The following is a 12,957-nucleotide window of genomic DNA, read 5'->3' as shown; positions in this document are numbered from 1 at the left end:
CAGGGCGGTGAGGACCGGGAGGCCGAAGGCCAGTTCGGCGGTGAGCCGGGCGACGTTGTGTTCGACCGGGGCCGTGGCAAGTCCGACGTACACGGTTTCAGGGGCATGCGCCGGCCCCGCTGACACGGCGGCGACGCGGTACGTCCCCTGGCCGCCCAGGGGAATGCCACGAACGGTGTGGACCGATGGCTCGCTTCCCGGGGCGGCCGCGCTCGCGTGGAACAGTGCCGGTTCTCCGGCTACGTTGGCGGACGCCGCGATCACGCGGCCACGGGTGTCGATCACTTGGGCCGCGTCGTCGCCCGCGCCGGAGGCGGGGAGCCATGGATATGGCTGACGGTCGTGACGGCAGCCGACGCGTCCGTATCACCGTCATCACTGGAGCATGCCGCCAGGCCGAGGCCGAGGGTGACGGCGGTGGCCACCTGGACGGCGCGGTGCATTTTCATGAGTCCTCGGGAATCGTGAGGGCGGGCCAAGGCATGACCGGGAGCGGCCCAGTAAGGAGTTGGGGGGGCCGCTCCGGGCTCCCCGGAGTGACCGGCTGAGCCCGGAGCGGTCAGGGTGTGATCGGATCAGAGCTTGTCGAGGATGCCCTGCAGCTGCTTGACCTCGGTGCTCTGGCTCTTGACGACATCGTCGGCGAGCTTCTTCGCGGTGGCGTTCTTGCCGTTCTTCTGCTCGTCCTTGGCCATGTCGATCGCCCCGTTGTGGTGGTCGATCATCATCTGCGCGAACTTCTTGTCGAAGTCCGTGCCCTTGGCGGCCTTCAGTTCCTTCATGTCCTTGTCGGACATCATCCCGGCCATACCCGAGTTGTCGGAGCTGCCGGAGCCGTGGTCCATGCCGGGCATGCTGCTGCCGGACTCGGGCTTGCCCCAGGCCTTGAGCCAGGACTTCATCTTCTTGATCTCGGGGTCCTGGGCCTTCTCGATGTCCCCGGCGAGGGTCTTGATCTTGGCGTCCTCGGCGTGGTCGTCGGCGAGCTTTGACATCTCGACGGCCTGCTCATGGTGCGGGATCATCATCTGCGCGAACTTCACGTCCGCGTCGTTGAACGCGCCCGGTGCGGGGTTCTCCCCGGTGGTCGCACTCGCCGAGGCGGAGCTCTTGCCCTTGCTCCCGTGGTCCATACCGCTCATGTCGTCGTCGTTGCCACAGGCGGCGAGGACCAGGCCTGCGGCGGCGACGGTGCTGACCAGAGCGATGCGGCGGGCGCGCGGACGGAGCGTGCTGCGCTTGATGGCGGTCATGTCGAAAACCTCACGGTGTCTGTTCTGCGGAAAAGCCGGCGAACGGGGTGGGGGCAGCGCAAGCCGCCCACGGTGGCGTTCGGCCTAGATCCGCAGGACTGACAGTTGAGCCAGGCCAGGCGGTCTGCGTGGTGGGGGATTGGGGCGCAGGGGCGCCATGGCGGCATCGCGAAGCCGCGCCGGCCAGTCCGTCCTGCGGCTCAGAACCGCGCGGAGAAGACCGGCGAGAATCCACGTGCCGAGCACGGCCACGCACAGCGAAGCCATGTCCATCCCCATGGCCGGGGAATGGGAGGACGCCTTGCTGTCCTGATGGGAATCCGAAGAGGGCGAGGAGACGGCAACGGCCTGCGGCGAGGACATGCCGCCGCCTGTGTGGGCGGTCGTGGCCGATGCGTGAGCCGTTCCCATGCTCGGGTAGGAGGCAGTGTCGGGATGGCCCATCGAGTGCATCACGAAGACGCCCAACGCGAGCACGACGACGAGCAGCAGATGCCCGAGGGCACCTCCTGTTCGTACGTATCGGCTCACACGCACGTCGTGACTCCCTCCGTGGCGTTCCGCTCTCCGACGGTACCGAAGCGGCCCGGATCGAGCTGCGCGGGTCGGGCGCCGGGGTGACCTACTAAGCTCTTTAATAGTAATGGTAGCGGGCGGAGAGGCGGGCGCATGTCGGTGTTTCCGAGGGAGGTTTGCGCCGCGCCGCCGGGCAGTGGTTACATCACGGCATGGTTACGGCTTGGTCGCGCTCCGGCATGCTGTGGTCCCGCTCCGCGGGGCCGTTGCGTCTGCTGTGGCTGGCCGTGCTGGTGCTCGGCGTTCTGGTCACGCACGGCGCGAGCGCTGAGAGCGCCCAGGGGCACGCCGGGGGCGGTGCGATCGCGCCCACACACGCGTCGGCCGTGATGCAGGAAGGTCACACGAGCGGGGCCGGAGGAGGCAGCGCTGCCGCGAGCGCGTCGCCTGACGTTGCGGCAGCCGACGGCCAGCACGAGGGTGACGGCTCGTCCCACCCGGTTGAAGACTGCGTCTCCGGCCAGCCCCAGCAAGACCTCTACCTGGCCGCTCCCCATCTGTCCACACGGGGCTGTGTGTCAACGACGCGCCCGTTTGCCTTGGGGAAGTCCGATCGCTTCCGGTCGAAGTCGGCCGTTCCTTCGCTGACGGATTCGAGAGTCTCCGTGGTGCAGCAGGTCTAGATTCCGGCGTACCGACTGGCCGCCGCTCTCCTGCGAGATGACAGCACCGCCCTGCGGGACGGGTCGGCCACGTGCGGTCAGTTCCCGGCTCCCTGGACGTCCGTGGCAACGCTTCCTCGCGTTTGAACGGACCGCTCCTCGGCGCCTGCCTGCTCGGATGCCTGCTGATTCCGATTCGCCGCTCCCTCCCCGCGCCGTGGGAGCGGCGGCCGCTCCCCGGAGGACCCGTGTCGTTACACCCCCTTTCCCGCGCTCATATCAGCCGCCCGGCTACCAGGGCTCGGCTGCTGCGGCTGCTGGTCTTCCTTCTCGGAGTCTTGCTGTTATGGGCGTTCGGCTGTTCCGCCACGCACGCTGACGACAGCCACCCGCAGGGCCGGCCCTCGGCCTCGGCCGATCTCGTCCCGCTCGCGTCGGCGGACACCGGGCGTGCGGTGCCCCACGGACGGCATTCACACTCCGGTGCGCATTGCGCCCCATACGTGGTCAGCCAAGTGACCCCGCGGGTACGGCAGTTGTTCACCGACGCCGCGGCTTTGGCCGTCTTCGCCGGAATGGCGGCCGGGGTGACTGCCACCGTGGCCGGGCGGCAGTGGGTCGCTCGACACGGAGGAAGCAGACCACGGCTACGGCGTTCAGGCCGCGCCACACTCGCCGTCGTCTGCCGGTGGCGGATCTAGACGGGCCTTCGCGGCCTGCACGGGCCGCGCGTGCTGCCACCAGGCCCCGAGGCGGATGCCTCTTCCTGGGCCGGACGGCACGCCCGATGAATCCCCGTCACACCACCGATGAGAGCGGAAGATGCACCCGCAGACCACGACCGAGATCACACCCCCTGCCCGCTCGGCCCTGTCCGGGCTCGTGGGCGACACCCCGGTTCTCCGGATCTCCGATTCCCTCACCCCCGCTGACCGCGGGTTCTGGGCGAAGCTGGAGGGTTTCAACCCCGGCGGGATCAAGGACCGGCCCGGCCTGTACATGGTCGAGCGAGCCCGCGCCCGTGGCGATCTGCGCCCCGGCGCCAGGATCATCGAGTCCACCAGCGGCACCCTCGGCCTGGGACTTGCCCTGGCCGGAATGGTCTACGGCCACCCCGTCACCCTGGTCACCGACCCGGGGCTGGAGCGGTCCATGACCCAGCTGCTGAGCACCTACGGAGCCCAGGTCGACGTCGTCTCCGAATCCCACCCCACCGGCGGCTGGCAGCAGGCACGGCGCGAGCGAGTGGCTCAGCTCATGGCTCAGCACCCCGGCTCGTGGTGTCCCGACCAGTACAACAATCCCGACAACACCACCGCCTACACCCCGCTCGCGCTGGAGCTGGCCTCCGAACTGGGCCACATCGACGTGCTGGTGTGCAGCGTGGGTACCGGCGGCCACTCCGCCGGCGTCTCCCGGGTGCTGCAGGCCCTGTATCCGGAGCTGAAGCTCGTCGGCGTCGACACCATCGGCTCGACCATCTTCGGGCAGCCCGCCCGCACCCGGCTGATGCGCGGCCTGGGTTCGAGCATCTACCCCCGCAACGTCGCCTACGACAACTTCAGCGAGGTGCACTGGGTGGCGCCGGCCGACGCGGTGTGGACCTGCCGCCGGCTCGCCGCCTCCCACTACGCCACCGGCGGCTGGAGCGTCGGCGCGGTCGCCCTGGTGGCGGGCTGGCTGGCCCGCACCCTGCCCGCGGACACGAAGATCGCGGCGATCTTCCCCGACGGCCCGCAACGCTATCTCGGCACGGTCTACGACGACGACTACTGCGCCGCCCACGGTCTGCTCGGCTCTCCGCCGCCCGTCGAACCGGAAACCATCGGCCGCCTGGACGAGAAGGAAGTCAGCCGCTGGACCCGGTGCACCACCGTGGTCGACCCGCTCACCCTGTCCGATCCGGTGCAGGAGCACGACGCCGCCCAGCTCCCTGAGTTCGACCCCCAGGTGGAGGGAGACCGGTGATGGGCCGGCAGTCACGTTCCGGGGGAACCCTGGCGCAGATGCGCTCCTATCCGCGCAGTGTCCAGTTGTTGATGGTGAATCAGTTCTCCATCAATCTCGGCTTCTACATGCTGATGCCGTACTTGGCCGCGCACCTGTCCGGCACGGTCGGGCTGGCCGGCTGGGCCGTCGGACTCGTGCTCGGCATACGTAACTTCAGCCAGCAGGGCATGTTCCTGGTCGGCGGAACCCTGGCCGACCGGCTCGGCTACAAACCTCTGATCATCGCCGGGCTGATGCTCCGTATCGTCGGCTTCGCGACCCTCGGACTGGTGGACGCGCTGCCCGCGCTGCTCGCCGCATCCGCGGCGACCGGGCTGGCGGGCGCCCTGTTCAACCCGGCGGTGAGGGCCTATCTGGCGGCGGACGCCGGGGAGCGCAGGGTCGAAGCGTTCGGGCTGTTCAACATCTTCTACCAGGCCGGCATCCTGCTCGGGCCCCTCGTCGGCATGGTGCTCACCGGTGTCGACTTCCGCGTCGCCTGCCTGGTGTCGGCCGCCATCTTCGCGCTGCTGAGTATCGTCCAGATGCGCAGTCTGCCCGCCCGCCGGGCAGACGACGCGCCGACCACCAAGGGAAGCGGCCGGCAGGACGGCGTGCTGTCCCAGTGGCGCACCATCGTGGCCAACCGGCCGTTCCTGCTGTTCTCGGTCGCCATGATCGGCTTCTACGTCATGCAGTTCCAGGTCTATCTCGCTCTGCCGCTGGAAGTGCGGCGCCTGGGCGGCGACGGAACGTCCGGGACAGCGGCGGTTGCGATGCTCTTCGCTGTTTCGGGCTTGAGCACGATCCTCTTCCAGACCAAGGTGACCGCGTGGTGCAAGGCCCGCATGGAGCCGGGCCGGGCCCTTGCCTGGGGGCTGTTCACCATGGGCGTGGCGTTCCTGCCCCTGCTGGTGCCGACGGCCGTGCCCGTGCCGGCGGGCGGAGTGGGGCTGTGGCTGCTCGCGGCCGTGCCGCCCGCGCTCTCCGCTCTGCTCCTGGCGGTGGGGACGATGATCGCCTACCCGTTCGAGATGGACACCATCGTCCGGCTCTCCGGTGACCGCCTCGTCGCCACGCACTACGGGCTCTACAACACCATCTGCGGTGTCGGCATCACACTCGGGAACCTGCTGACCGGGGCCTCTCTGGACGCCGCCCGCGCGGCCGGTGTCTCCGCGCTCCCGTGGATCGTGCTCTGCGCACTCGGCCTGGCCTGTGCCGCCGCCCTGTACGGACTGCACCGTACCGGCCGCCTCGCGCCGCCGGTACGCGAGACACAGCCCGCGTCGGTGTCTGCCTGACCGATGGTCCTGCCGCAGGGGGGACGAGCTTTCCTTCGTCCTCCCTGCCGCCCATGCGTCGAAGCCGCCGCCGTACGCGGCCGCCGAGGCGGCCGTTCCTCAACGAACCCGTAGGGATTTGCATTCACCGTGAGCCCGAAACCTGTCGTACTCCTGGCTGAAAAGCTGTCGCCCGCCACGGTCGGCGCCCTGGGCCCGGACTTCGAGATCCGGCTCTGCAACGGCGCCGATCGAGCCGAACTCCTCCCCGCGATCGCGGATGTCGACGCGATCCTGGTGCGAAGCGCGACCAAGGTCGATGCGGAGGCCATCGCCGCCGCCAAGAAGCTGAAGCTCGTCGCCCGCGCCGGGGTCGGCCTCGACAACGTCGACGTCTCGGCCGCCACCAAGGCGGGCGTCATGGTCGTCAACGCGCCGACGTCCAACATCGTCACCGCCGCCGAGCTGGCCTGCGGCCTGCTGGTCGCCACCGCCCGCAACATTCCGCAGGCGAACGCCGCGCTGAAGAACGGCGAGTGGAAGCGCAGCGAGTACACCGGTGTGGAGCTGAGCGAGAAGACCCTCGGCGTCGTCGGCCTCGGCCGCATCGGCGTCCTGGTGGCCCAGCGCATGTCCGCCTTCGGGATGAAGATCGTCGCGTACGACCCGTACGTGCAGCCCGCGCGCGCCGCGCGGCTGGGCGTCAAGCTCCTCTCGCTCGATGAGCTGCTGGAGGTCTCCGACTTCATCACGGTCCACCTCCCGAAGACGCCTGAGACCGTCGGCCTGATCGGCGACGAGGCACTGCACAAGGTCAAGCCCGAGGTGCGGATCGTCAACGCCGCGCGCGGCGGGATCGTCGACGAGCAGGCCCTGGCCAGCGCGCTCAAGGAGGGCCGCGTCGCCGCCGCGGGACTGGACGTCTTCCTCCAGGAGCCGTGCACCGACTCCCCGCTCTTCGAGTTCGACAACGTCGTGGCCACCCCCCACCTGGGTGCCTCGACCGATGAGGCCCAGGAGAAGGCGGGCATCGCCGTCGCCGAGTCCGTGCGGCTGGCGCTCGCGGGAGAGCTGGTCCCGGACGCGGTCAATGTCGAAGGCGGCGTCATCGCCGAGGATGTCCGCCCCTGCGTGCCGCTCGCCGCGAACCTCGGCCGGATCTTCACCGCCCTGGCCGGCGAGGTCGCGGTCCGGCTCGATGTCGAGGTGTACGGCGACATCACCCGGCACAACGTCAAGGTGCTGGAACTCTCCGCGCTCAAGGGCGTCTTCGAGAGCGTCGTCGACCAGGCGGTTTCCTACGTCAACGCACCGCTGCTCGCGCAGGAACGCAGGGTCGCTGTGCGCCACACCACCAGCTCGAAGTCCCCCGACCACCACCATATGGTGACCGTCCGCGGCACCCTGAACAGCGGTGAGCAGGTCGCCATCTCCGGCACCCTGGCCGGCCCCAGGAACATCCAGAAGATCGTGTCGGTGGGCCGGCACACCATCGACCTCCCGGTCAGCGACCACCTGATCTTCTTGCGGTACGAGGACCGGCCCGGCATCGTCGGCACCGTCGGCCACGTACTCGGCGAGTCGGGCATCAACATCGCAGGCATGCAGGTCTCCCGATCCGTGCCGGGCGGTGAGACGCTCGCCGTCCTGAACGTCGACAGCGACGTCCCCGCCGACGTACTCAACGAAATCGCCCAGGAGATCGACGCCACCTTCGCCCGTTCGATCACCCTCGGCTGACCCCATGTCGAGATCGTAGGAACCGGGCCGCTCACTGCTTCGGTGGTGGGCGGCCCGAGGCCGCGCGCTACGCCAAGCCCGGCCTCATACCCAGGACGCGACGATCAACGCTCGCCCTTCCCACGCCGGGCGCCGCTGCGCCTCCGCGGCGGTGCCCGGCGCTCCAGGGCTCAGGTCTGCGTCGTACGGAACGGCGCGATCGGGTTCTTCAGGGTGCCGATCAGCTGGAGCGCGCCCGCCGGGTCCTGGAGGTCGACCATCTCGCGGTTGTTGCGCAGCTGGAGCCGGTTGAGGCAGGACAGCGCGAAGTCCTCGGCGAACATGTCGTACTGCGTGAACTTGTCCGCGAGGTGGGGGACGGACCGCTGGTAGGCCAGGACGGTGTCGGCGACCGTCTGCCAGAAGGTGTCCTCCTCGACCAGCCCGTCGGTGACGAGGATGCCGTTGAGGAAACGCAGGAAGCAGTCGAAGACGTCGGTGAAGACGGACAGCAGCTTCTTGTCCTCGGGGACGTCCGCGCGGATGCGCTCGACGGCCGGGGGGAGGACCGCGTCCGGGTCCATGACGGCGATCTCCTCGGCGATGTCCTTGAAGATCACCCGCTGGACGGCGCCGCCTTCGATGACCAGGATGACGTTTTCGCCGTGCGGCATGAACACCAGGTCGTACGCGTAGAAGCTGTGCAGCACCGGGATGAGGTAGGCGTCCAGGTAGCGGCGGAGCCAGGCCGCCGGGGTGAGGCCGGACTCCTCGATGAGGGCGCTGACGAAGGAGCCGCCGCCCGGGTCGCGGTGGAGGAGGGAGGCCATGGTGGCGAGGCGCTGGCCGGGCTCCAGCGATGGTACGGGGCTTTCGCGCCACAGGGCGGCGAGCATCTTCCGGTACGGGGAGTACCGGTTGGTGGCCGCCTCGTACTGGCGGTGGTGGTAGCCGATCGCGGCGCGCTCGCGGATGATCGAGAAACGGGCGGCCCGGAAGATCTCGTCGGAGGAGATCAGTCCGGCGAGCCAGTCGTTGATGGCCGGGGTGGCCTCCATGTAGGCGGCCGACAAGCCCCGCATGAAGCCCATGTTGAGGACCGACAGGGCGGTCTTCACATAGTGCTTGGACGGGTCGCTGGTGTTGAAGAAGGTACGGATGGACTGCTGCGCGAGGTATGCGTCCTCGCCGGGGCCGAGCCAGACCAGGCGCGCTTGCGCGACCTCGGCGGCGAAGCTGACGGACAGCTTGTTCCACCACTGCCAGGGGTGCACCGGCAGCAGGTGGTAGTCGGCGATGTCGAGGCCGAGGCCGCTGAGCGTGTCCGCGAAGCGGGTCCGGGTCTCCTCGCTCAGCTCGGCGCGGACCAGTGCGTCGTAGTCGAGGTCAAAGGAGGCGGTGAAGGTGGAGTGGTCGCGGTGGGCGGCCAGCCAGACCAGCTGGACGGGGCTCGCGGTCTCCGGGGCGTACGAGAGGTATTCGTGGATGCCGAAGCCGAGGCGGCCGTTGTTGGCGACGAAGCAGGGGTGGCCCTCGGTCATCCCCGTCTCGATCTCCTGGAAGCCGGACTTGGCGAGCTGGGCCGCGTCGGCTGGCGCGGCGGCCAGCTTGTAGGCCGTACCGGAGAGGGTGGAGCTGATCTCTTCGAGGTAGACGGGGAGGATGTCGTCGCTGAGGCCGAGGGCGCCGCGCAGTTCGAGGAAGAAGTCGAGGGCGTCCAGCGGGCGCTCGGTGCCGTCGCGGTCGTGGCGGGTGATGCTGTCCGCGTCGACCAGCCAGTGGTCGAGGGTGAGGACGCGGGCGGCGAAGCGGTAGGTGACCGCGCTGTCGTCGCTGTGGACGGCGTACCGGCCGTCGTCGCCGAGTGCGGGCTTCAGCAGGCGCTCGTGCGTGAATTCGGCGAGTGCTTTGGCGGTGAGGAGGCGGCCCGCCCGCTCCCACAGGTCGGGGGTGAGATGGGCGACGGCGTCGCGGGGGCTCATCGGGATACTCCTTGGGCGGCGCGGGCGGCGCGGGCGGCGCGGGCGGCGCGGGCGGCGACGAAGCGTTCGCGCGTGCAGGTACTGAGGTAGGCGTCCTTCTCCGGTTTGGCGATCTTCTCGACGACGTCGAAGCCGACCGCTGCGTTCAGCGCGTGCACCGCCGCGTTGCGGACGTCGGGCTCGACGACGACGCGCCGCACGGCGGGGTCCTCGAAGCAGAACTCCATGACGGTGGTGATCACGGCGAGGGTGAAGCCGTGCACCGGGGTGTCGGTCGGCGCGCACAGGAAGTGCATGCCGATGTCGCCCTTCCGGGGCTCGTACAGCCCCACCAGCTCGACCTCGGCCGGGTGGTAGCGCTCGGCGAGGAAGGCGGGTTCGCCCTCGTGCAGGCCGATGAAGGCCTCGTGGTGCGGGTGGTCGGCGATCCTGCGGTACTCGGCCTCGACGTCGGCGAGGCTCGCGTCGCGCATCATCCAGTACGACGCCTTGGGGTGGGTCACCCAGCGGTGCAGCAGCGGGGCGTCGGCCTGCGGGTCGAGGGTGCGCAGGGCGAAGCCGCCGAGGCGGTCGTCGTCACGCTTGAACAGGGTCATGCCAGGGACCCCTCCGGCGCGCCGAACTCCTGGAAGGCGATGGACTTCTCGACCGGGTAGTACTCGCGGCCCAGCAGCTCGCGGATGATCCAGGAGTTGCGGTACGGGCCCATGCCCAGGTCGGGGGAGGTGAGGCTGTGCGCGTGGGTGGCACCGTTCTGGAGGAAGATGCCGCGCCCCGTGGTGTCGATGCTGTAGTTGCGGGCGACGTCGAAGCGGCCGTGGCCGTCCCAGCGGATGCGGTCGCGCACCGGCTCCAGGAAGGCGGGCACCTCGTAGCGGTAGCCGGTGGCGAGGACCAGGCCCTCGGTGGTGAGGGTGAAGTCGCGCTCCTGCTCCTCGTGGCGCAGCCCGAGGGTGTACGTACCGGTGGCTTCGTCGTACGAGGCATGGTCGAGCGCGGTGTTGGTCAGCAGCCGGGTGGGCACCGGGCCGTCCACGGACCGCTGGTAGAGCAGGTCGTAGATGGAGTTGATCAGATCGGCGTCGATGCCCTTGAACAGGCCCTTCTGCTCGGACTCCAGCCGGTAGCGGGTGTCCTCGGGGAGGGCGTGGAAGTAGTCCACGTACTCCGGTGAGGTCATCTCCAGGGTGAGCTTGGTGTATTCGAGCGGGAAGAAGCGCGGGGAGCGGGTCACCCAGGTGAGGCGGTAGCGGTGGTCGCCGATGCCGGCCAGTAGGTCCTGGTAGATCTCGGCCGCGCTCTGGCCGCTGCCGACGATCGTGATGGACTCCTTGGCCTGGAGCGCCGCCTTGTGCTCCAGGTAGCGCCCGTTGTGCAGCAGGTCGCCGCCGAGCCCCCGGCAGCTCTCGGGGATGAAGGGCGGGGTGCCGGTGCCGAGCACCAGATGGCGGGCGCGGTGCTCGGTGGTCTCGCCGGAGGGGCGCCGGGAGCGCACGGTGTAGAGGCCGTCGGTGTCGTCGTAGTGGACGCTGGTGACCTCGTGGCCGAAGCGGACGCTGCGCAGCTTGCCCGCCGCCCAGCGGCAGTACGTGTTGTACTCGGCGCGCAGCGGATAGAAGATCTCGCGGATGTAGAACGAGTACAGCCGCCCGGATTCCTTCAGGTAGTTGAGGAAGGAGTACGGGGAGGTGGGGTCGGCCAGGGTGACGAGGTCGGCCATGAACGGGGTCTGGAGGGTGACACCGTCCAGCAGCATGCCCGGATGCCAGTCGAAGTCGGGTTTGCTCTCCAGGAACAGGCCGTCGAGTCCGTCGATGGGCTCGGTGAGGCAGGCGAGGCCCAGGTTGTAGGGGCCGAGGCCCACGGCGACGAAGTCGTAGAGGTGCGGGGTGGACACGGGGGGTTCTCCGAGGGGGACGTGCGGTCAGCGGCTCAGCTGGCGCGGGAGTGGCTGAGTTCGGGCTCGATGCGCAGGGCCAGGTACTGACCGGCGTGCTCGGCGAGGAGGTCGAGGACGAACGCGATGTCGCGCAGCGACGTCTCCGGGTTGAGCAGGGTGAACTTCAGGTAGTGGCGGCCGTCCACGACCGTTCCCGCCACCACCGCCTCGCCCGAGGCGGCCAGGGCCTCGCGGGCGTGCAGATTGGCGCGGTCGACCAGGTCCGGGTCGGAGTCGTCGCCCGGCACGTAGCGGAAGACGAGTGTGGACAGCTGCGGCTCGGTGACGACCTCGAACCGCGGGTCGGTGTCCAGCACGCCCCAGGCGTCGGCGGCCCGGTCCACGACCTCGTCGAACAGCGCCCCGACCGCGTCCGCGCCCATGACGCGCAGGGTGAGCCACAGTTTGAGCGCGTCGAAGCGGCGGGTGGTCTGGATGGACTTGTCGACCTGGTTGGGGATGAGCATGTCCACGCTGCGCTCGGGGTTGAGGTAGTCCGCGTGGTACGTGGCGTGGCCGAGCGTGGCGCGGTCGCGGACCAGGACGGCGCTGGAGCTGACCGGCTGGAAGAACGACTTGTGGTAGTCCACGGTGACCGAGTCGGCGCGCTCGATGCCGTCGAGCAGATGGCGGCGGGTGGGGGAGGCCAGCAGCCCACAGCCGTACGCGGCGTCCACGTGCAGCCAGGAGCCGTGCCGGGAGCACAGCTCGGCGATCTCCGGCAGCGGGTCGATGGAGCCGAAGTCGGTGGTTCCGGCGGTCGCGACGACGGCCATGACCACCAGGTCCTCACTGAGGCAGCGGTCGAGTTCGCGGGCCAGGGCGACGGTGCGCATGCGCCGGTCCTGGTCGCAGGGGACCGCGATGACGGCTTCGTAGCCGAGTCCCAGGATGGCGGCGGCCTTCTGCACGGAGAAGTGGCTGGCCTGGGAGGTGAGAATGCGCAGCCGCGGCAGGATCTCGGACTTGGCGACGGCCTTCCCGTCCGCGGCGGCCTCCTTCTCCACCAGCTTGCACGCCTCGTCGCGGGCCAGCAGCAGCGCGTGGAGGTTGGACTGGGTGCCGCCGCTGGTGAAGATGCCGTCGGCGGCCTCGCCGAGGCCGATGCGCTCGGCGGTCCAGTCGATCAGCCGCCGCTCGATCAGGGTGCCGCCCGCGCTCTGGTCCCAGGTGTCGAGGGAGGAGTTGACGGCCGACAGGACCGCCTCGCCGACCAGCGCCGGGATGACCACGGGGCAGTTGAGGTGGGCCAGGTAGCGCGGGTGGTGGAAGTAGACGGCGTCCTTGAGGTAGACGCGCTCCAGCTCCTTCAGCGCGGCGCTCGGGTCGCCCAGCGGCTGTTCCAGGTCGATGCCGGAGATCTCCGGGGCCAGCTCACCGGGGGTCACGCCGGTGAACGGGCGGTCGGTGCGGGCGACGGTGGAGGCCACCAGGCCGACGCCGTCGGTCACGGAGCGCCGGTAGCTCTCCGCCGTACGGTCGTTGAACAGGTGGGCCCTGCCATCCGCCGCCCCGGGTATCGACTCCGGCGACGGGTCCTCAGCGGTCTGCGCGAGGAAACTCACGGTCTGTCCTTCCTGGAGCATGCGGGCGCGCGGGTGTGCGCGCGCCCGC

10 protein-coding genes are annotated in these 12,957 nt (G+C 69.6%); 3 read left to right on the top strand and 7 right to left on the bottom strand.

Annotation, left to right across the window (positions count from 1 at the left end):
* Positions 1-281: 281 nt before the first annotated feature.
* The 3 genes from ASC60_RS41550 to ASC60_RS42705 all read right to left on the bottom strand — a co-directional run bounded on the left by ASC60_RS41550 (position 282) and on the right by ASC60_RS42705 (position 1,697).
* Positions 282-449: a hypothetical protein gene (locus ASC60_RS41550; RefSeq protein ID WP_234356851.1), complete on the bottom strand. Its 168-nt coding sequence runs from the start codon at positions 447-449 to the stop codon at positions 282-284.
* 126 nt (positions 450-575) lie between these two features.
* Positions 576-1,253, bottom strand: a complete 678-nt coding sequence (locus ASC60_RS09110) for a DUF305 domain-containing protein (protein WP_055548612.1) — start codon at positions 1,251-1,253, stop codon at positions 576-578.
* A gap of 84 nt (positions 1,254-1,337) precedes the next feature.
* On the bottom strand, positions 1,338-1,697 hold the full coding sequence (locus ASC60_RS42705; protein WP_234356873.1) for a DUF6153 family protein: 360 nt from the start codon (positions 1,695-1,697) through the stop codon (positions 1,338-1,340).
* Between the two features lie 1,556 nt (positions 1,698-3,253).
* Here ASC60_RS42705 and ASC60_RS09095 point away from each other — a divergent pair.
* The 3 genes from ASC60_RS09095 to serA all read left to right on the top strand — a co-directional run bounded on the left by ASC60_RS09095 (position 3,254) and on the right by serA (position 7,443).
* Positions 3,254-4,399 carry a PLP-dependent cysteine synthase family protein gene (locus tag ASC60_RS09095; RefSeq protein ID WP_055548606.1) on the top strand — a complete coding sequence of 382 codons (1,146 nt, stop codon included), beginning with the start codon at positions 3,254-3,256 and terminating at the stop codon, positions 4,397-4,399.
* A complete protein-coding gene (locus tag ASC60_RS09090) occupies positions 4,399-5,724 on the top strand; it encodes an MFS transporter (RefSeq protein ID WP_055548604.1) in 1,326 nt (441 codons plus the stop codon). The genes ASC60_RS09095 and ASC60_RS09090 overlap by 1 nt, the downstream gene beginning before the upstream one ends.
* A gap of 129 nt (positions 5,725-5,853) precedes the next feature.
* Positions 5,854-7,443, top strand: coding sequence for a phosphoglycerate dehydrogenase (serA, locus tag ASC60_RS09085; RefSeq protein ID WP_055548602.1), 1,590 nt, complete (start codon positions 5,854-5,856; stop codon positions 7,441-7,443).
* Positions 7,444-7,613: 170 nt separating this feature from the next.
* Here the strand turns inward: serA and ASC60_RS09080 are convergent, their stop codons facing one another.
* Genes ASC60_RS09080 through ASC60_RS09065 form a run of 4 tightly spaced genes read right to left on the bottom strand, consistent with a single transcriptional unit; the run spans position 7,614 to position 12,908 of the window.
* Entirely contained in the window at positions 7,614-9,404 is a 1,791-nt protein-coding gene (locus ASC60_RS09080) for an IucA/IucC family siderophore biosynthesis protein (protein WP_055548600.1), read from the bottom strand.
* The gene (locus ASC60_RS09075; RefSeq protein WP_055548598.1) at positions 9,401-10,000 is read right to left on the bottom strand and encodes a GNAT family N-acetyltransferase; all 600 of its coding nucleotides are present in this window, start codon (positions 9,998-10,000) and stop codon (positions 9,401-9,403) included. Before ASC60_RS09075 ends, ASC60_RS09080 begins: the two co-directional genes overlap by 4 nt.
* Positions 9,997-11,301 (bottom strand): lysine N(6)-hydroxylase/L-ornithine N(5)-oxygenase family protein, encoded by a 1,305-nt coding sequence (locus ASC60_RS09070; protein ID WP_055548596.1) that lies wholly within the window; start codon positions 11,299-11,301, stop codon positions 9,997-9,999. The genes ASC60_RS09075 and ASC60_RS09070 overlap by 4 nt, the downstream gene beginning before the upstream one ends.
* 35 nt (positions 11,302-11,336) lie before the next feature.
* Positions 11,337-12,908, bottom strand: a complete 1,572-nt coding sequence (locus ASC60_RS09065; RefSeq protein ID WP_055548594.1) for an aspartate aminotransferase family protein — start codon at positions 12,906-12,908, stop codon at positions 11,337-11,339.
* Positions 12,909-12,957 lie beyond the last annotated feature (49 nt).

Source organism: Streptomyces sp. NBRC 110028 (assembly GCF_001417735.1).
GTDB lineage: Bacteria > Actinomycetota > Actinomycetes > Streptomycetales > Streptomycetaceae > Streptomyces.
This window is presented reverse-complemented; position numbering and strand designations above follow the sequence as displayed.

What these genes read in the sequence shown, in the direction of transcription:
- ASC60_RS09110 (WP_055548612.1), bottom strand. Translation starts at nt 1,253, where the DNA reads ATGACCGCCATCAAGCGCAGCACGCTCCGTCCGCGCGCCCGCCGCATC.
- ASC60_RS09075 (WP_055548598.1), bottom strand. Translation starts at nt 10,000, where the DNA reads ATGACCCTGTTCAAGCGTGACGACGACCGCCTCGGCGGCTTCGCCCTG.
- ASC60_RS09090 (WP_055548604.1), top strand. Translation starts at nt 4,399, where the DNA reads ATGGGCCGGCAGTCACGTTCCGGGGGAACCCTGGCGCAGATGCGCTCC.
- ASC60_RS09095 (WP_055548606.1), top strand. Translation starts at nt 3,254, where the DNA reads ATGCACCCGCAGACCACGACCGAGATCACACCCCCTGCCCGCTCGGCC.
- ASC60_RS42705 (WP_234356873.1), bottom strand. Translation starts at nt 1,697, where the DNA reads ATGGGCCATCCCGACACTGCCTCCTACCCGAGCATGGGAACGGCTCAC.
- ASC60_RS41550 (WP_234356851.1), bottom strand. Translation starts at nt 449, where the DNA reads ATGAAAATGCACCGCGCCGTCCAGGTGGCCACCGCCGTCACCCTCGGC.
- ASC60_RS09080 (WP_055548600.1), bottom strand. Translation starts at nt 9,404, where the DNA reads ATGAGCCCCCGCGACGCCGTCGCCCATCTCACCCCCGACCTGTGGGAG.